The following is a 19,014-nucleotide window of genomic DNA, read 5'->3' on the forward strand; positions in this document are numbered from 1 at the left end:
GCTCCTCTCCCCTTCACTTAGTGCTGTAATTGCGTGGCAGTCCGAAGTGCTGCAGCTTCTCGTACCACTTGCTGGGCTCCCCGTAGCAACTGTCGAACCCACGCTGCTTCTCCGATGCTGGCTACGGCGGCTTGGGAAGGAGCTTCGACGCTCAATGGCATGGTTGGCGGCAGAGCTGACACCAGGGACGCGAGGGCAAATTCTCCGCTGCCTGGCGCCCCGCGGTCACTGCGGGATTCGTGGACCAATCCTTCACGATCCCGAGGTGCCGCGGCCGGCCCATCACACAGCTGCATCATTGGAATCAGAGCAGCATGTTCGTAAAGCTGCTCTGGAGTCGCTTGCACCCGGCTCAGGTGCAAGGTGTCGGCAACGATCTGGCATCCTGCTTCCCGGGCAATACGAGCGGCTTGCGGCAGTGAATTCACTTTTTGGTAGGAAATAACTTCTAACGTGGGCACGATTCCAAACTCGGCACCGTCTTGGGTCATCTGTCCGAGCAGGTCGGTGAGCTGGTTTTCCTCCGCTACGGCAGAGGCCACTGTGAGAGTACCGGCACCCAATGCTTGACCAGCACGCATCATTTCTAGCCAGACGCTGCGCTGGTCCGTGCCATCGAGCAACAGGAATTCAACATCGCGAACATTCAGTCCGGTTTCGTTCATCGCCTGCAAGGTTTCGGCCAGTAGCAAGGAGCCGGGTTGCAGATCAAAGGCTCGCTCTGTGGAAGTAACTGGTCGCACCCGCGCACCGATGAAATCAAAGCCTGCTTCAGCAGCCAAACGGATGAGTTGTGGCGCTGGGGTTCCAACAAGGGAAAGCTGGGCGAGACCTAGCGGGGTAACAGTAGATGGCATTGTGCTCCTCGAGATAAGAATAAGTTTGCAGGCTAGGCCAAGGCAGGATTGCCAAGACGGGCGACGACCTCGTCACTGGCCATGGGGGCAGTATGCGGAAACTCTGCAAAACGCACCGGAACCCCGGTACGAGCCGAGGAGTAGACTGCCAGCAAAATCCGCAAAGCATTACTCGCATCCGCGCCGCTAACCAACGGCTCCTTGTCCGCACGCACTGCATGAACAAATTGTTCGATTTGCGCCCGATGGTGCGGCATCAGCCCTTGATTAATCATGGACAACTGCACATTCGGTGCTGTCTGAGGAGAATAAACCTCATCGACGCTAATCTGCTCCCCCTGAGCCAGCAGCGTTAGTCGCCCATCGCTGCCTTCCGGAAATTCACTAAGTTCTGCCGTGACCCCAGTGTTCCCCATAAGCCGGATCTGAACACCAAGTGAAGGATTAGCCGCGGTGGAGGCATTTAGTGTGGCCATGGCGCCGCTAGTGAACTTCAACAGGACGCTGGCTGAGTCCTCGACCTCGATGTTTTCACTGTGCTTGAACGTGTTAATGCTTCCGTACACCTCGGCCACCGGCCCCATGTACCACTGCAGTAGGTCGAGGTAGTGAATAGCCTGAGTCATCAAAACTCCGCCTCCATCGGTGTTCCACGTTCCACGCCATGCATCGGCCGAATAGTATTCGGGCTCACGGTGCAAAAGAACGCTCGCCTGGCCGAGCACTGGAGTTCCCAGGGTTCCGTCGTCAACCAATTCGCGCAGTTTCTGGGCTGCAGGCCAAAAGCGTCGTTGGAAGAGTACACCTAGCTTTACTCTGGCCACATCGCAGGCATGAATCATGCGCTCGGCACTGCTAACATCTACCGCAATCGGTTTTTCGCACAGGACATGTACGCCTGCAGCAGCTGCCTGGAGTACCACCTGTTCATGAGTGGGATGTGGAGTGCAAACCGAAACGATATCCAGATCTAGTTCCAGCAACTGTTGGACCGACTGAACGGCGTGGGGCACCTGCCATTGTCTGGCACTGGTCTTAGCACGGGCCAAATCCACGTCGCAAACACCGACTACTCGCACTCCCTCAATTCCGGCATAGGCTCTGGCGTGGTTGTTGCTAATGTTTCCACAGCCGACAATGCCGACCCGCAGTGACTTGTTCTCGTAGCTCATTTGGCTCACTTTCAATCTCTTGCTCTGCGAGGCGCTAGCGTTTACCTTGCCCCGCCCGTCCTTTGTTTTCTACGAACAGCAGCTAGAAGGCCTGCGTCGTCAACAGCACGTCAAGCTGCCGACGCATGCGCTCGCTGTCGGGCCGGATGTTGGTGAGCAGTTCGAACGTGTGCGCAGCTTGTTCAATGAACATTGCTGTTCCAGGTACGGTTTGGCATCCCAACGAACGAGCAGCGTTGAGCAGTTCAGTCTGTACAGGCCGGTAAATCACTTCAGCGACCCACTGCTCCGCGCGAAGCAGCGCGGTCTTAACCGCGCTCCCCGGCAGGTGTGCCATGCCCACCGGTGTAGCATTCACGACTCCATCGGCCTCCGAAACCCAGCTTTCTGCCTCGGAGGAAGCACCTATCTGAACGCTGGCTTGTGGGGCATTTGCCTTCAGCAATTTCTGCAACATGCTGAGCTTGGAATAGTCCGGATCGATGATGAAGAGGTTTTCAACACCGTAGTCGCACAGGGCATGCGCAACTGCTGCCCCGGCACCGCCAGCACCAAATTGCACAACACGCCTACGTGCCGAATCAACCGGCAATGTGCGGCGCAGTCCACCCAGGAACCCAGTGTGGTCCGTGTTATGCCCAATCCGTCGTCCCTCTTTGATGCTGACCACGTTGACAGCGCCCAAGGCCGAAGCCACCGGAGAGAGCTCATCGAGAAACGGAATGATCATCTGTTTATAGGGCTGAGTGACGTTGAATCCCGTGTACCCCTGGTTTTGCAGGTCACGCATGATTTCGCCTAGTTTCCGGTTGACGTCCTCAACGTCACCCAGATCTAAGCATTCATACGAAAAGTCATTCAGATTCAAGGCTGCGGCTTCAGCCTGATGAACGGCGGGGGAAAAAGAACTGCCGATCTGCTCGCCCAGTAGGGCCAAGCGGTGCCGCGTGATTTTCTGGGTCTTCGAGGAAGTCAACATTACTTCTGCTCCAATTTCTGATCCATCGCCGCGCGTTCAGCTTTGGTCAAACCCAGTAGCGCCGTCGGAATCTTATAGGTTTCGGGCCCAGTGGCGAAGGCGAGCGCCGAAATGGTGGCGAACGAGGCGCACATGATTGCTACCGGCAACCAGTTCGAAGTATCGCCAGCGGTCATCATGGTGCCGATCGCCGGAGTGAACCCTGAGACCAGGAGCCCAAGCATGAGTCCGATCGCCATTCCCGAATAGCGCACTCGTGCGGGAAACTGTTCGGGGAAGGAAGCCATATAGGAACCGTTCGGCGCAGCGTACAGGCCACCCATGAGGATGATCGAGCAGATGAAGATCAAGGTGACATTGCCAGTGCTGATGGCGTTGAAGAATGCGAACATCATTGCGCCGGCTCCCAGCGCGCCGCCGATGAAGACCGGTTTGCGCCCGATCTTATCCGCTAACAAACCGTAGAGCGGTTGAGTGAGCACCGCGGCGAAGTTGGCCACGGCAATGGCGGCGAGCATCGTGGCTCTTTCGATTCCGTTATGTTCTACAGCGTAGGCCAACGCGAATACATTGACGATGGTGTTGATCATCGCAAAGGTTGAAGAGAACATCACCCGTAGGACCGAAGCCCAGTGGTTCCGGAACAGCTCCACTAGGGGAACTTTAACCACTTCTTCTGCTTCCTGAACTTCTTGAAATGCCTCAGGCTCTTCCAGGCGACGCCGAATCCAGAATGCGACAAAGGTCAGCAGCACACTCACCAGGAAGGGAATGCGCCACCCCCAGCTCATGAGTTGATCGTCGGGAAGCGCTGATACCGGGATAAAGACCAAGGTAGCCAGCACGATCCCGAACATGATGCCACTCATGGTGAAGCTAGCAAAGAAGGAGCGACGATGCTCGGGAGCATGTTCCATGGACAAGGAGGCGGCACCAGGTGATTCTCCGCCCGCCGACAGTCCCTGGAAGAGACGCAGGACTACGAGCAGGATCGGTGCTGTCACCCCTGCCTGCTCGTAATTTGGCAGACACCCGATGAGGAAAGTGGAGACACCCATCAACAACAGACACGCCATCAATGTGTTTCGCCGTCCAAAGCGATCACCCAAATGACCCCACAACACGGCGCCCAGGGGCCGGGCTACATAAGCGACTCCCAGAGTGGAAATTGACAGCAGCACTGAGTTGGCGCCGTCGCCTGGGAAGAATACATGGGAGAAAACCAACGCTGCGGCAGAACCGTAGATGAAAAAGTCATAGTACTCCAGCGTGCTTCCCAAAAAACCTGAGATGGCAGCGCGCCGGGCCTGTTGAGACGCTTTGACCCGGGGCACCATTGGGGTTGTGGTCGAGGGGTTCATGGATGATCCTTTCTATCCTCAAGGAGGAACTTCATCCAGTGTGATACCCCACACTTATTATGTCCACGACCTAATTAGTCTTTGACAATGTGCATTTCGCACATAATCTACTCGGGTGTCGGCAATACTTCTTGGCTCAACTCCAAGAAAGCTTCACGAGCTTTGGAACCAGGCCTTTTTGACCAAGCCAGACCGTGATTCATGTAGTATTGCTTGCCATCAAGATGAACAAAACTCGTGCCGGGAGGCAGTACTGCAGCAATTCCCTCAGGAAGGAATGCCACACCCATTCCCGCAGTTACAAGCATCATGGTCATATAGGGATCGGTAATTTGTTGGGAAATGATCGGATGAAAACCCGCATCCGAGCAGGCTCGCATGGTGGAATCCAGCAAGGCAGAACCCGCGCCCAGCGGTGGGGTAATAAAGGGCTCCTGGGCGAAGTCTGCCAGTCGACGCGCCCCTCCTTGTGCCAGCGGATGGTCCTCAGGAACCACCATTCCAAAGGCTTCGCGAACCAACAATCGGGAATTCACACGTGTTGAATCCACTGGTAACCCAACGAAGGCTAGGTCGAGCGCTCCTGAATCAAGTTGTTGGACCGCATCCTGTGTCATAACGCGCCCCACCAGCGTGAGCTGGATATCGGGATAAACTCTGCGCAAGGCTCCGCTGAGCTGTGGAAGCGCCACGCCATTCAAGACCCCAGTGAACCCCATAACCAGGTTTCCATAGACCTTGCCTTGCGGTACGCGAACCGCCTGTGCTGCAGCATCAAGCTCTGCTAGGATTTGGCGTGCGTGGGGCAGGAAAGCATGACCGGCAGCAGTCAGCTCCACCGAGCGGGTGCTGCGAATGAACAGCTCTGTTCCTAGTGAGCGCTCCAATTTGCGGATGGTTTGGCTCAGCGGGGATTGCGCCATGCGCAACCTCACTGCCGCATTTCCGAAATGCAGCTCCTCGGCCACAGCTATGAACGCTTCCAGCCACCTGATTTCCATATTGATGAGTGATCCTACCTAGTTCGGCTATTCCACCCCCAGAGTACCGGCAGGAGAATTTATGGCGGCGGTCTCCCTTAATGCATGACGGGCAGCAGCCCACCCGAAGGTCAATCCCGAAGCCACTTGGACTCCCGCTCCGGGATACTCCGAGGCCATGACCGAAGTGGCGTCGTTGCCCGCTGCATACAATCCTGGCAGGGGCTCCCCCGATTCCGTCAGGGCCTGGCCGTGCTCATTTGTCTTCACGCCGTAGGCTGTGGCCAGTGGAGTGGGAACTACCGCAATCGCGTAATACGGCGATTTTTCTATTGGGCCGATAGTGGGGTTCGGTCCATGAGATGGATCCCCTGCTACTTGACCAAAGAGCAAGTTCCCTTTGCCAAAGTCTTCATCAACACCAGAGCGGGCAAAGCCGTTGTACCGTTCAATGGTCGCCTGCAGTCCTTTTGGACTCACGCCGATCTTTGAAGCGAGTTCCGCAACAGTTGCGCCTTCTTGCAAATAGCCGTTTTCAATGTAAGGACGCAGGGCGAATCGCGGCAGATGCGGCATGGTGATCATGCCCAATCCATATTTAGCCAAGGTTCTGGAGTCAACAATCAGCCAGGCTGGAATCGTACCGCTATCCTGCTTCGCAAACATTGCTCGAACGAACCGATGATAGGAGCACGATTCATCAACGAAGCGCCGACCATGACCATCAATCGCAATGACGCCCGGACGCGCCCGGTCCCAGATGTGTGGAAATACAGCTTGAGATCCGTCTTTTCGTCTCCCAATCGAGCTAGGGAACCACAAGGCATTCTCGCCATTGTCATTACCCAGGGCAGCACCAGCGTTTGCCGCCAGAGTTAATGTGTCACCCGTTGCCCCCTCAGCAGCACGTGAAAACTGCGGAGTCGGTTCTGGCATCAATTCGCGACGCATCTGCGGGCTCTGCGAGAAGCCACCTCCTGCAAGCACAACCCCGCTACGAGTCCTTACTCTTAGTATGCGGCCCTGATGTGACACGAGCGCGCCGGTGACTTTGCCACACTCGGTTATCAGGTCCGTCGTCTCGGCACCGAATAGGAATTGTGCACCTCGTTGCTGAGATTCATGAAAGAGCCGGGCGACCAACCCGTTACCCATGACTAACCGCGTGCCGCGCGGATACGACAGTCGATCGCAAGCCCAGCGCAAGCCCAATTTCGCTGCGAGCCCCAACGCTGATAGCCGCTCAAGAACAGTACCGGAGAAGACTTTTAGAAGACGGGCAACCTCAGGTCGACGTAACATGAGAGTACCGCCCATAAGCGCAAATTCAGGAACCGGTGGACGGACGCGGGCAAAATCGCTACGGCTTAGCAGACGCCCATCAAATGGCTCCGGTTCCAAAGCGCGGCCAGTTTGTCCCGTCTCCGGCAATTCTGAGTGGTAGTCGACTACGGCCGGTGACCGCTGAAACTTCACACCGAGCTCATGCATTTCGTTCAGCATCCGAGGTGCTGCGTCAAGATAGGCCAAACGTCCCGAACGCTCGGCCTTGTCACCGACAACAGCATCTAAATATCTGACAGCACGCTCGTAGTCATCGACGTTTCCGTCCTCAACCTGAAATCGGTTGTTGGGAACCCAGCACGTACCTGCGGAGTAGGCAGTAGTGCCACCAAGGTATTCCGTTTTCTCCAATGCCAGCACACGAGCCCCACGACTCGCGGCGGTCAGGGTGGCAGATAGCCCGGCCGCGCCCGTGCCCAGGACCAGCAGATCCACCGTTCGGTCCCACTGCTGTATTTGCACTTCACTCATGACGCTCCTTCGCATCGACCTTTTCACCTCAAGAGTTCTGCCCTCATTATGTGCCGCCCAACAATGTAGAGTCCACGATCAATCCAGTCATTAATTATGCCGAAAAGACACATAGTGGCAGTTGGCCTCTTCCCTACCCTCCCCGTTGCCAGACGTCCCGCAGAGATCCCTTGACGCCACCTGCTGGCAGGAAGACCGGGCGATTGCGCTTTCATCGTCGTGAAGATCTGCGCCTGGCCGTCAAGATGCTGGTCTGCAAACAGGAACTGTAGAGTCATTCTGAGACCACGGCGGGCTCGCCGCCTGGAGCAGAACATTCGAAAGGCCCCATGGGATTATTTGGACGCAAGAGCCGCACCGCGGCTGAGGAGCAACAGCAGCAGCAACTGGCCCAGGGTGAACCCCTGCTCGGCGACGGCTACACGCTGCGCGCCACCGGGCAGCTGGGCGGGGTGAGGAAACGCACCCCCATCACCGTCATGGAGCTGAGCACCCAGAGTCTCACCGGCTGGTTCCACATGGATGAGGCGCGCAGCTTCTTCACCGAACGCAGCGCCATCCTCGAATCCTGGAACAACAGCCCGGCGGAACTCTATCTGGCGACCGCCAAGGCGGCGGGCAATGGTTCCCCGGCCGCCGCTGCTCTAGCGGGCCTGGGCGAGGGCCAGGCGGCGCTGCTTCAGCCCACCGGCAGCGGGATGCAGGTTGCGCTGCTGCTGGAGCAGGGCGAACTGCAAAGGATCCGCGGCTGGATCGAGCAATTGCCCTAACCCTGCGCGCGGTCGTAACACTCTTACGCCCTGAACGGACAAGCACACCGCAGCTCTCGCGGCACCCCACGCCGGGACGCGGCAAACCTGGGCGCAATGGACACATCCTAGAAACCCGGGCGCGCGACCGATAGCATCGAGAAGACCTGCAACTTTTCAATCTAAGGGGACCAAAACACATGCCTCATAAGGTTAAAGCCGTTATTTCCCGCGTCAAGGATGCCCCTGTCGAGGTCGTGGACATCATCGTCCCGGATCCGGGGCCCGGTGAAGTCGTCGTCGACGTTCTGACCACCGGGGTGTGCCACACCGACCTGCACTACAAGTTGGGCGGGATTGGCGACGATTACCCGTACCTGCTGGGTCACGAATCCACTGCGGTGGTTTCCCAGATCGGGCAGAACGTCACCAACGTCAAGGTTGGCGACCGGGTCATCCTGAACTGGCGCGCGGTGTGCGGCCAGTGCCGCGCCTGCGAAAAGGGCGAACCGCAATACTGCTTCAACACCCACAACGCCACCCAGAAGATGACCCTGGAGGACGGCACCGAGCTGAGCGCCGCGCTGGGCATCGGCTCGTTCGCCGAGAAGACCCTGGTGGCTGCCGGGCAGTGCACCAAGGTCGACGAGGATGCCGACGCCGCCGCGGTGGGCCTGCTCGGCTGCGGGGTCATGGCCGGCATTGGCGCGGCCATCAACACCGGTGAGGTCAAGCGCGGTGAGTCCGTGGCCGTGATCGGCTGCGGCGGGGTGGGAGCCGCGGCCATCGCCGGCGCCCAGCTGGCCGGGGCGACCACCATCATCGCGGTGGACGTCAACCCGGACAAGCTCAAGACCGCTCAGAAGCTGGGTGCCACCCACACCGTGGACTCCAGCAAGCAGGACGCCGTGCAGGCGATCCAGGAACTGACCGGGGGCTTCGGCGCCGATGTAGTCATCGACGCGGTGGGCCGGCCCGAAACCTACAAGCAGGCCTTCTACGCCCGCGATCTGGCCGGACGCGTGGTGCTGGTGGGCGTGCCGACCCCGGAGATGACCCTGGAGCTGCCGCTGCTGGACGTGTTCGGCCGCGGCGGGGCGCTGAAGAGCTCCTGGTACGGGGACTGTCTGCCCAGCCGGGACTTCCCGATGCTGGTGGACCAGTACAAGCTCGGCCGCCTGGACTTGGACACCTTTGTCTCCGAACGCATCAAGCTGGACGAGATTGAGGCGGCCTTTGACAAGATGCACGAAGGAACCGTGCTGCGATCGGTGGTGGAACTCTAATGAACGCACAGATTGAAAACGTGATCACCTCGGGGACCTTCAGCCTCGATGGCGGAACCTGGGATGTGGACAACAACGTCTGGATCATCGGCGACGCCAAGGAGGTGCTGGTCATCGACCCGGCCCACGAGCCGGAGAAGATCCTCACCGCCCTGGGCGAGCGCAAGGTCAAGGCGGTGCTGCTCACCCACGGCCACGATGACCACATCCGCGCCGCCGGGGAGTTCGCCGACAAGGTCGGCGCCCCGCTGTACCTGAACCCGGAGGACTCGATGCTCTGGGACGCGGTCTACCCGGAGCGCAAGCCAGACGCGGAGATCAAGGACGGGGACCAGTTCTCCATCGCCGGGGTCACCCTGCATGCGATGCATACCCCCGGGCACTCGCCGGGCTCCACGTGCTTCCACGTGCCGGAGCTGGATGTGGTGTTCAGTGGTGACACCCTGTTCAGCGGGGGCCCTGGCGCCACCGGGCGCAGCTACTCCAGCTTCGAGACGATCATCGAATCGATCCGCGAACGCCTGCTGAACCTGCCGGAGAAGACCGTGGTCTACACCGGGCACGGGCCGAGCACCAGCATCGCGGCCGAGGCCCCGAACCTGGATGAGTGGATCGCCCGCGGCCACTAGGTCCTGGGGCAACCTTCCGCGCTAAACCTGCCGTCGCGCCATGGCTGACCCGCCATCGCCCGACGGCAGGTTTTTGCTTTGGTGACTCCCCAGTGGGTCCGGCCCGCGCGCCCGGCGCTGAAAGTGCGCGGGACCCGGTCATAATGACAATATGTCAACGAACCTTCCCGGTACGAAACCGCGGCCTCGCGGGGCCGCCATCCTGATGCTGAGCGGAGTCCTGTGCCTGATCGCCGGGCTGGTCATGAAGTGGTGGGATGCCCGCCAGCTGCGCGAATTCGGCTGGTTCGCCTACGCGCCGCTGAGTGAGACCACGTATTTTCCCGGCCCCACGCCGATGGCGGTGGCCGCCATGGTGCTGCTCTTTGCCGGGGTGGCGACATTCTTCCTGGGGCTGGGCATCCGGCTGGGCCGGCGCCGGCGCTAGCCACGGCCGCTGCCTCGGGCGCCCGCCGGGCCGGAATGGGCTAGAACAGCTGGGAGGTATTGGGTTCGACCAGTTCCGGTGAGTTGTTGCGGACGTTGCCCACGGCGGAGTCCACCTCATGCATGGCCCACTGGGAGGCAACGTCGAAGGCCTGCTCGCGCAGCTGCTCAATCAGCCCCGCCCCGTCCTCGTCCATGGGGGCCAGCCACCGGGCCATCATGTCCTTGTCCATGGGAATCGGCAGGCGGTCGTGCAGGCCAGCCAGTTCCCCCAGCACCCCGGGCTCCGATTCCTCGGGCGATTCCATGGTGAGGATGGAGGTGGACAGGATCCAGCTGCCGTCCTCGTCCTTCCACCACTCATACAGGCCGGCAAAGAAGATCAGGCTTCCGTCCCCGGTGTGCACGAAGTACGGTCGTTTCTTGCCCCCGGGCTCCTTCTTCCACTCGTAGTAGCCTTCCACGGGCACCGCGGCCCGGCGTTTCTTCACCGCGGCCCGAAAGGTCGGTTTGCTTTCGGCGGTCTCGCTGCGGGCGTTGAAGGCCCGCACCCCGACCGACAGGTCCTTGGCCCAGCCGGGAACCAGGCCCCACCGGGCCACGTGGACTTGTCGATGCAACTGCCCGTCGATCAGCCGCTCCAGGACGATCGGCACATCGGTGGTCGGCGCAACATTCCAGGACTGGCGCAATTCCAGGTTCGCATCCGCTTCGGCTTCCGCTTCGGCCACCAGATCCCCGATGGCCTTGGCCATGACGTATCTTCCGCACATGGGAACTTCCCTTCTTCGTGCCGTCCTAAAAGGTTCTACAGCCCCAGAATATCGGCTAAGTCGATGCCTGCCCGCACGAAGTCAGCAGTCGCTAGTGTAGCCACTGGTGTAGCCGCTTGCCTATTGGTGACCGACTGCGCCCAGCTGTAACTGTGACTACCCTAGCGCGACACCATCAAGTAGCGAACTAGGAGCAATTCGCGTCCGTCTTTGGGGGGGCCCTAGACTCAAATACAATCACTTGCACCACCGGAGCCACCATGAAGAAATCAATCATCACCACAGCCACCGCTGTGCTGGCTTCTCTCGCGCTCGCGGGCTGCTCCGCGGGCAATCAGTCAGCAGACCCTGCACCAAGGGTCACAGCGACGTCCAGCGCCCCAAAGGCAACGCCTACTCCAAATGCTTCCAGCTCGACAAGTGCGAGTCCGTCAAAAAGTCCGGTAGCCTACCCCACTGATTCGGATGGCGTGCAAGTCTTGCCGCCGGAGATTAGGGCGCAGAATGGGTACCTCGATAATAACGGTGCCAATAGCTTTGAAGGGTGGGCTAAAGGTACACCGCAACGCGCCACAATCACATGGGAGTCGGACGGGACAAACAGGATTAGGATCTCTGTTGCCGATGGTGATTGGAGCAAAACAGAACTGCCATCTTACGCGGATTCCGTGATGTCCGCCTATGGATGCAAAGAGGGAATCGATCGGGTAACGGTTCAGACGGAAGATTCCAGCCTGAGCGCGTCAAGCTCGGCCTGTTAACGCAAAGAACCGCCTCACCCTTTCATGAGGTGAGGCGGTTTTGTTGCTCCTGCACTTTCGCCCATAAATATACCCGCTAAGTTCTTATATCTGGAATCTTAGCGTATGTAATATTCATGTAAGGCAAACAAAGAAAGAAGGTAGCAACTATGGGAGACTTCGGAAAGCTGCTAACGGGGATAGGAACTCTATTAGTAGGAATCGCGGCACTCATAGCCGCATTCAAGCAGTCCGAAAGAGACAAGCTTGAACCGACTCTCAGCCCCGGCAAGGGCTGAAGGCTAGCCTCCCTCCTACTATTGCACACCATCATGAAATTGAAAACGCTAGTAGCCGTAACCGTGATTATCGCCCTCGTAAGCGTGCTCGTTCGACTGCCGCCACTCGCCCGGCTGCTGTTCGGAGTTGGCGCTCTCGCTTTCGGTAACGCGGCCATCGTTACGGCGGTTAGGAAACCCCGAAAGTGACTATCCGTTACTTGACCATCGCGGGCATCGCGAGCCGGCTCGGCATCTCACCCACGTCAGCGAAGAAGTATGCGGACGATGGACGGTTGCCTGAACCGGACGCGGTGACCGGCGACGGCCCCCGCGCAGTTCGCGGGTGGCTCCCCGAAACCATCGACGCTTGGAACGCCACCCGACCAGGCCACGGCGGCAGACCCCGCAAGACCGATCGCGAAGACTGACCAACTCGCGAACCGTCCACCGCGCCCCATACACTGGCCGCAAACCCACTTGGAGGAACCTGTGAAGAAACTCGTTACTGTGGGCACGCTGGTGGCCGCTCTCGCACTCGCCGGATGCACGGCAGGGAACGAGTCGGCAGAGTCTACGCCAAGCCCCACCGCTACGATCAGCGCGTCCGATACAACGTCGGCATCGCCTGATGAATCGTTTGAGGCTAGCGCAAAAAAGACTGCCACCCCTAACGATGGCAAAGCATGGGCTGACAAGATGATCAATCTGTTCTTGAACGGCAATAGCAAATCGAAGTTCTCAGACTTCAGCAAAGAAATTCCGCATCACTACATCACCGAATGGGGGCAGGAATCCAAGGGTGTTATGTCGGTGACTGTTTCCGGCAAGAACTGGAATCAGTGTGATCTGGATGAACTAGCGGTTACCGTCATGAGCACGGCAGGGCATGAAACCCCCGAGATGAAAAAAGTTGTTACTTACTCTGGAACAAAGGGGCTAGTCGGCGCTACAGGCCGCGACGGGATGAACTTCGGAACGCCTTCAAGTTGCTAGCTACTTAAGCGCGAAAATCGTCCCGCATGACCTAAAGATTATGCGGGGCGATTCCGGTTTTCTAGCGGCGCTTGTTCAGGTACTCCTGCCAAGCAGGGCTGGATGTTGATTTGGGGCATGACAGATATAGGTTCCCTCTGACGGAGCGGAGTTCGTAATCGTCCCGTGCCGCTTCGATGGCCACCTTGTTGAAGCCTTGCAGCTGCCATGACAGGCCAGCCGCGTACCCAACCTCACTGAAGACTAGACCTAGTAACGGTATGAGGTACGACTTCACGTGGTTCACTTGCCCGCTATAGGTGTTTGGGGCTACAATGCGCGGCACGATCTTTTCGAGCCACTAGGTGAGCCACTTTTCGACTGTCATGCTGGAGCTGGCAACGTCACCGTATTTGGCTACGGTGCCTTTCCATTCTTGCAGTTCTTGTCGTGCCCGCGTTTTGTTTTTGCAACGGACTTCTTTGCGTCTGCGTTTTCCGTCCAGCCCAGGCGGGAGTTCTACTGTAGCCGTCCAGAATCCTCGACCGTCCTAATATAGGCCGCCTTCACCTTTACCTTTACCTTTACCTCTAGCCATTTTTCCCCTATTGCAGGTGTGGCCATAGTGTAGCCATACCTAGTCATTATTAGTCATTTCCAGTCATGACACTAAGCGTTTTCCCGCATGATTATGCGGAAGTTCTGTTCTCCACCATTTTTTGACGTATCTTCCGCACATGGGAACAAGTCTGCCAGCAAAATGGTTCAATGAGGTATGAGCAACCCAGTAAATTATGACCAGTACATCCCGGAATCCGGGTCGGTAACCATGTTCACCACCAGCTGGTGCGGTTACTGCCGCAACCTCAAGCGCATGATGGACCAGAAGGGTGTGAAGTACACCGAGGTGAACATCGAAGAGGTGGAAGGCACCGCCCAGATCGTCGAGTCCTTCAATGGCGGCAACCAGACCGTGCCGACCCTGGTGTTCTCCGACGGCAGCGCAGCCACCAATCCGCGCATCGAAGAGGTCCTGGAACGCGCCTAACGGCGTCGGTGATTGATCAGAGAACTTAGCGCAATGCCCAGCAGCCCGCACCGCGGCCTGCTGGGCATTGCGTTATCCGACCGTAGCTGGCTGACCCCGGGTCGGCGTTGCTAACTAAGTGTCTTCTCCCCCACCTGGTCCAACTGGTATCTGGTGGAGTACTCCTTTAGTAGAGCTCGGGTGAAGTCCTCGACACTGAGCCCGGGAACCAGGTCATCAGCCGCCCCAATGGTCGATGGATCCATGGGGATCTGCATCCGCTGGTAGACCTCGTCGAGCACGGCACGGATGGGAGCCGATTCGCTGATGACGAAGACCGATGAAAAAAGCCACGCCCCGGCCACCACCCGTTGGGCCGTTCCGATGAGTTTCACCGGGGCGTCGACTCGTGCGCCTGGGCCGGGCACCCCGTGCACGGAGTGCTCTCCGGCACAGTATTCGCCAGCCAGTTCCCCCATTCGCGCCTGGACTCCCAGCCGCTGCAGCGCCCTGGCATACAGTTCCCCGAAATCGGTGAACCGGGCCTGGTGTCCCATCATTGCCTCGGCTTCGGCCTCAATGTGATCCACAATCAGCGTGCCGCGGTGGTAGGCCGCCGCCCGCCCACCGGCCTGGCGCACCACGGGCGTGAACCCATGACGTTGCGCCGCTTCCACGGCCGCCTGATAGCCCTCGAGCCGGACATCACGCTGCCCGAAGGCCAGGGTCGGATCGGGACGGTAGATGCGCAGCAGTGCGGGCATCTGACCGGCGCGCACCTCACGCAGCAGCTGCACCCCGCGCTCCAGGTCCGCAGCCGGATCCCCGCTCGGTTCCTCGATGAGCACACGCAGCCGTGCCGGCTGACCTTCGCTAGCTAAACCCATGATGTCGATTCTACTGCCAGCCCGCACTACCGATCCGGAGGTGACAAGGAATGCCCCGACCAGGACCGCATCGTTTACCGGTCGGTACGGTTCTGCGCGATAATGGTCAGCGTGCCTCTTTCAACAACCCCGGTGATACTTATTGGCGGAGCCTCCGGCTCGGGCAAGTCCTATCTGGCTTCCCGCTACGGCAGGCCGCACCTGCCCCTGGATTCCTTCTACCGCCAGATCAGCGAAGACGGCCAACCGGAAATCTTCCCCCGCACCCAGTACGGCGAAATCGACTGGGACCATCCGGGAACCTGGAACCGCGCAGCGGCACTGGAGGCGATCGGCGAGCTGCTGGAAACCGGGTCAACGAACGTGCCGGACTATTCGATCGCCACCTCCAGCTACAGCGGGTACCTGCGGATCACCGGGGCCGGACCAATTGTTGCCGAGGGGATCTTCCTGGCTGAACTACTGCAGCCGCTGCGGGAGATGGGGGTAAACGTACAGGCCTACTACGTAGATGAGCCGGCCCTGGTCACCGCCCTGCGCCGCTTCGTCCGCGACGTCTCCGAACGTCGAAAACCGGTGGGTTTCCTCATCAAGCGCGGCTACGCCCTTTACCGCTCCCACAGCGCCAACCGTGAGGCCTACCGGGCCCAGGGATTCACCCTGCTGCCCAAGCCCACGATCAAGCAGCTGCTAGCCGACCTGGCGCAGGACCCCTCACGCAGCTAAAGCGGGCGAACCGTGAGGATCTGTTCGCTGTGCCCGAAAGGGCCCTGCTCGTCATGCAGGACCGCGGAGGTCAGCCCGATCCCGTCGGCGCCGTAGCTCTGCTGAGCCTGCAGCCCCAGCCACTGGCCCACCGGTTCACGGTACATGTGGATCTGCAGGTCCACGTTCGGGAACATCCAGCTGTTCGGGCCGGGTTCGGATCGTGGCGCCACACCGTTGGCGGTGTCCACCATTCCCAGCAGCCGCACCATGTCCGGGGAGCTGACCCCGTCCACCAGGCTGAACGGATTGCGCAGCCAGACGATGCCCTTGCCCGGCCGGTGCCCGGCCGCCGCACGCATTTCAACTCCACGAATGTAGCCGCCAGGCCACTGGGATACCGCGTCGTAGGGCTCGCACTCCTGCGGGCCGGGCACCCGCGCGTCCTCGCTCCCGGCCACTGCCGAGGAATCCCCGGTAGCCAGGCGCCAGGCCCGGGCAACGATGCTGGTCCGCCCGTTGGTCACCATCTCGGCTTCAATCAGCTCAATCGTGCGTCCAGGACGAATCATGCGGGTATTGATTTCGAACTCACCGGCGTGGATCAGGCCGTGGATCTCCAGGCTCACCCGGGCCAGTCGCATGTCATCCCGGGGCTGGAAGTTCAGCATTTCATGCACCAGGACACCGGTGGCCGGGGCCATATGCTGCTCATGTTCATTCCAGGCGCCCTGGGCATGAATCGTAGAGCGGTATCGCCCCTCCCCCAGCGGTTCGTAGTAGAAGTCACCGGTAGCCAGGATTTGTTCGAGCTCTTCGCCGACCTGATGAGTCATCGCATTACCTCATTGAAATGTTCCGATACGTGCTGCAACTCACCCTACCCGAACCGGCTTCGGCGCTAGGCATCACCATGTGAGCAGTGAATTTGCTGCCCAGTGGTGTCAAGAATGCTCAGCAGCTCGGCCACCCCGCCCACCGCCCAAAACGAATGCGGCGTCATCGTGTCGAACTGGGCGGCCTGTCCCGCCTTGACGTGGTAAACGCGCTCGCCGAGTCGCAGCTTCACTTCGCCGCGCAGCACCGTGAACCAGTCCTTGCCCGGGTGAACGCGTGGTTCGGGTTCACTGCCGCCTTCTCGCGGGTCGATGCGCATCTTGACGACCATGGACCCGTGCAGGCCGTCGGGTTCGGACAAGCGCCAGGTTGTCAGGCCCGGAACACTGACCGGTTCGGGGCGAATGAGCGCGTCCTGCTCCGCCGGGGGCGCCACCAATTCATCAAGGGTGGTGTCCAGGGCCTGGGCAAGCGGCACCAACTGATCAAGGGCCATGCGGCGATTGCCGGTCTCCAGGCGGCTGAGGGTCGAGACGCTCATTTGTGCCCGGGTCGCCAAGGACTCCAGGGACCACCCCTTGGCTTTGCGGAGTCCCCGAATCCGAAGCCTGACGACAGAATCCACATCCATTTCTTGCGTCATAGGCAAAACTATATCCGATGAGAGCAAAAAATGGTTAGCGTGGCATTGTCCCGCTCCCCCACCTATAGAACGGATCAAACCATGGAACATTTCGATGTAGTGGTGATCGGCGGCGGAGCCGCCGGCTTGGCCGCCGCTTCAACCCTGGCCCGCTCACTACGCTCGGTGCTCGTCTGTGACGCCGGTGAACCGCGCAATGCAACATCGGCAGCAGCACACAACATCCTCGGACACGACGGCGCTTCACCGCAGCAGGTGCTGCAGCTGGCGCGAGACCAAGCGATCAATTATGGAGTGAAACTGAGCGGCTTAGCGGTCACGGGCCTGGAAGGATCCCTGAACCAGGGATTTACGGTACGCACCGAGTCCGAACACTTTGGCGCCCGCCGCATCGTCCTTGCCACCGGGCTACGGGACACTCTGCCAAAAATCCCGGGACTTGGGCAGGGCTGGGGAAGGAGCGTACTGCATTGCCCGTACTGCCATGGCTGGGAAGTGCGCGGACAACGGATCGCGATACTGGGTGTCAGCGTGATGAGCTCACATCAGGCCCAGCTCTTCTCCCAGCTCAGCAAGCACGTCACTTACTTGAATCATGATCCCTCGACACTCGCTGAAGATCAGCGGACCACGCTGGAAGCCTTGGGCATTGAGGTCGTCGATTCGGCGGTCCAGGCATTGGACGTCCACGATGATGGCGCGCTGCATGGGATTACGTTGTCCAACGGGATGGTTCTTGACGTAGATGCGGCGGTGGTGGCCAGCAGTATGCACGCAAATGCGGAACTCTACTTGAGGCTGGGCGGCCATTTGGCCCAGAATCCAATGGGCGAATACATTGCCACCGACCAGATGGGCGCCACTGATATTCCCGGCGTTTATGCCGCAGGCAATGTTGCCAACCTGGGCGCCATGATCCTGGCTTCAGCCGCCGCCGGAGTCAGTGCGGGCGCCGCAATCAATTTTGCGTTCATCCAGGAGGCCGCGGAAAAGGCACTCATTGAGCGCGGCCAGCTCTCAGGTTGAGCATGTTGAGCCTCACCCGCTGTTCGCCGGGCGACGAACAGCGGGCGAAGGCCAGCGGATCCCCTTCTCCAGCTACAGTCAGGCACTTCACAGCCTGCGTCGCGTAAGGCGCTGGCTTGGGGGTTCGCTGCTGACAACGCGCAAAGAAAGGTCCTTGAGGACTGCGGAATAACATCTGTGAAGAAATTACTGCTAAGCTTGGATGGTTATCCCGTGCATCGAGACTGTTCGACAGCTTCGAAGCACATGCGACTCGGCCCGGGGCACACCGCGGGTCAGGTACAGCAGCAGTTCAGTCCAACGTGTTCCACACATGTTCGGACCCTTAATTGAATCGAATCTTTAATCTCTTTTTCACCACTGTCTTTCGGGCCACCTCCTGCTAGTTCCCTGAACAAGGGTATTTCCGCGCAGCCCGCACCCTCTCACTTCGTGGTGGCAGACTACTTCAGAACCCAGATCAGATTCGGCAACCTCGCTTTCAAACGCGCTCCCCTGCGGTCATTGCTTCGTCCAAAGATCAGCAATCGATTACCGATGTTGGTGCCCTATGCACTATCTGCCGGGGTCGAGTCCAGGGATAATCCCCAAGTTTCGTGTCGCGGTCGCGGCACGGTTTCATCGGCCACGTTGGTGGCCAAAACACCTAAGGAAACAACATGGCCACTGGCACTGTGAAATGGTTCAACGCCGAAAAGGGCTTCGGCTTCATCGCTCCGGCTGACGGCTCCGCCGACGTCTTCGCCCACTACAGCGCAATCCAGAGCTTCGGTTTCCGCGCTCTGGAAGAAGGCCAGACCGTAGAGTACAGCGTTGAGCAGGGCCCGAAGGGCCTGCAGGCAACCAACATTCAGGCTCGCTAAAGCTTG

19 protein-coding genes are annotated in these 19,014 nt (G+C 59.4%); 9 read left to right on the forward strand and 10 right to left on the reverse strand.

Annotation, left to right across the window (positions count from 1 at the left end):
- Positions 1-17 precede the first annotated feature (17 nt).
- From FDN03_RS03680 to FDN03_RS03705, 6 genes are all read right to left on the reverse strand, one after another.
- On the reverse strand, positions 18-857 hold the full coding sequence (locus FDN03_RS03680; protein WP_212743858.1) for a TIM barrel protein: 840 nt from the start codon (positions 855-857) through the stop codon (positions 18-20).
- 32 nt (positions 858-889) lie between these two features.
- Positions 890-2,029, reverse strand: coding sequence for a Gfo/Idh/MocA family oxidoreductase (locus tag FDN03_RS03685; RefSeq protein ID WP_138174170.1), 1,140 nt, complete (start codon positions 2,027-2,029; stop codon positions 890-892).
- Positions 2,030-2,111: 82 nt separating this feature from the next.
- Positions 2,112-3,008, reverse strand: coding sequence for a shikimate dehydrogenase (locus tag FDN03_RS03690; protein WP_138174172.1), 897 nt, complete (start codon positions 3,006-3,008; stop codon positions 2,112-2,114).
- Positions 3,008-4,369, reverse strand: a complete 1,362-nt coding sequence (locus FDN03_RS03695; protein ID WP_212743859.1) for an MFS transporter — start codon at positions 4,367-4,369, stop codon at positions 3,008-3,010. The genes FDN03_RS03690 and FDN03_RS03695 overlap by 1 nt, the downstream gene beginning before the upstream one ends.
- Before the next feature lie 107 nt (positions 4,370-4,476).
- Positions 4,477-5,370 carry a LysR family transcriptional regulator gene (locus FDN03_RS03700; RefSeq protein WP_138174174.1) on the reverse strand — a complete coding sequence of 298 codons (894 nt, stop codon included), beginning with the start codon at positions 5,368-5,370 and terminating at the stop codon, positions 4,477-4,479.
- Positions 5,371-5,397: 27 nt separating this feature from the next.
- Complete coding sequence (locus FDN03_RS03705; RefSeq protein WP_138174176.1) at positions 5,398-7,164, reverse strand: FAD-dependent oxidoreductase; 1,767 nt, start codon at positions 7,162-7,164, stop codon at positions 5,398-5,400.
- Between the two features lie 329 nt (positions 7,165-7,493).
- On the opposite strand from FDN03_RS03705, the gene FDN03_RS03710 reads away from it, so the two are divergent.
- From FDN03_RS03710 to FDN03_RS03725, 4 genes are all read left to right on the forward strand, one after another.
- Positions 7,494-7,934, forward strand: coding sequence for a hypothetical protein (locus FDN03_RS03710; RefSeq protein WP_138174178.1), 441 nt, complete (start codon positions 7,494-7,496; stop codon positions 7,932-7,934).
- 179 nt (positions 7,935-8,113) lie between these two features.
- Positions 8,114-9,199, forward strand: a complete 1,086-nt coding sequence (locus FDN03_RS03715; protein ID WP_138174180.1) for an S-(hydroxymethyl)mycothiol dehydrogenase — start codon at positions 8,114-8,116, stop codon at positions 9,197-9,199.
- Positions 9,199-9,828 (forward strand): MBL fold metallo-hydrolase, encoded by a 630-nt coding sequence (locus tag FDN03_RS03720; protein WP_138174182.1) that lies wholly within the window; start codon positions 9,199-9,201, stop codon positions 9,826-9,828. Before FDN03_RS03715 ends, FDN03_RS03720 begins: the two co-directional genes overlap by 1 nt.
- A 151-nt stretch (positions 9,829-9,979) precedes the next feature.
- Positions 9,980-10,255, forward strand: a complete 276-nt coding sequence (locus FDN03_RS03725) for a hypothetical protein (protein WP_138174184.1) — start codon at positions 9,980-9,982, stop codon at positions 10,253-10,255.
- Between the two features lie 40 nt (positions 10,256-10,295).
- On the opposite strand, the gene FDN03_RS03730 is transcribed toward FDN03_RS03725, so the two are convergent.
- Positions 10,296-11,027, reverse strand: a complete 732-nt coding sequence (locus tag FDN03_RS03730; RefSeq protein ID WP_138174186.1) for an SOS response-associated peptidase — start codon at positions 11,025-11,027, stop codon at positions 10,296-10,298.
- A 1,510-nt stretch (positions 11,028-12,537) separates the two neighbouring features.
- Between FDN03_RS03730 and FDN03_RS03740 the strand changes: the two genes are divergently transcribed.
- Entirely contained in the window at positions 12,538-13,041 is a 504-nt protein-coding gene (locus tag FDN03_RS03740; RefSeq protein ID WP_138174190.1) for a hypothetical protein, read from the forward strand.
- A 754-nt stretch (positions 13,042-13,795) separates the two neighbouring features.
- Positions 13,796-14,068: a mycoredoxin gene (locus tag FDN03_RS03745; protein ID WP_138174192.1), complete on the forward strand. Its 273-nt coding sequence runs from the start codon at positions 13,796-13,798 to the stop codon at positions 14,066-14,068.
- A gap of 110 nt (positions 14,069-14,178) precedes the next feature.
- Here FDN03_RS03745 and FDN03_RS03750 read toward each other — a convergent pair whose 3' ends face one another.
- The gene (locus tag FDN03_RS03750; RefSeq protein WP_246049462.1) at positions 14,179-14,934 is read right to left on the reverse strand and encodes a lipoate--protein ligase family protein; all 756 of its coding nucleotides are present in this window, start codon (positions 14,932-14,934) and stop codon (positions 14,179-14,181) included.
- A gap of 102 nt (positions 14,935-15,036) precedes the next feature.
- Between FDN03_RS03750 and FDN03_RS03755 the strand changes: the two genes are divergently transcribed.
- Positions 15,037-15,660: a uridine kinase gene (locus tag FDN03_RS03755; RefSeq protein WP_138174194.1), complete on the forward strand. Its 624-nt coding sequence runs from the start codon at positions 15,037-15,039 to the stop codon at positions 15,658-15,660.
- On the opposite strand, the gene FDN03_RS03760 is transcribed toward FDN03_RS03755, so the two are convergent.
- Both FDN03_RS03760 and FDN03_RS03765 read right to left on the reverse strand, forming a co-directional pair.
- Positions 15,657-16,475: a thioesterase family protein gene (locus tag FDN03_RS03760; RefSeq protein ID WP_138174196.1), complete on the reverse strand. Its 819-nt coding sequence runs from the start codon at positions 16,473-16,475 to the stop codon at positions 15,657-15,659. The genes FDN03_RS03755 and FDN03_RS03760 overlap by 4 nt on opposite strands.
- Positions 16,476-16,540: 65 nt before the next feature.
- Complete coding sequence (locus tag FDN03_RS03765) at positions 16,541-17,119, reverse strand: XRE family transcriptional regulator (protein WP_138174198.1); 579 nt, start codon at positions 17,117-17,119, stop codon at positions 16,541-16,543.
- 81 nt (positions 17,120-17,200) lie between these two features.
- Here FDN03_RS03765 and FDN03_RS03770 point away from each other — a divergent pair, with 81 nt between their 5' ends.
- Positions 17,201-18,145 (forward strand): NAD(P)/FAD-dependent oxidoreductase, encoded by a 945-nt coding sequence (locus FDN03_RS03770; RefSeq protein ID WP_138174200.1) that lies wholly within the window; start codon positions 17,201-17,203, stop codon positions 18,143-18,145.
- Positions 18,146-18,804: 659 nt separating this feature from the next.
- Positions 18,805-19,008 carry a cold-shock protein gene (locus FDN03_RS03775; protein ID WP_138174202.1) on the forward strand — a complete coding sequence of 68 codons (204 nt, stop codon included), beginning with the start codon at positions 18,805-18,807 and terminating at the stop codon, positions 19,006-19,008.
- Positions 19,009-19,014: the final 6 nt, after the last annotated feature.

The organism is Glutamicibacter sp. V16R2B1, from assembly GCF_005774635.1.
Taxonomy (GTDB): Bacteria; Actinomycetota; Actinomycetes; order Actinomycetales; family Micrococcaceae; genus Glutamicibacter; species Glutamicibacter creatinolyticus.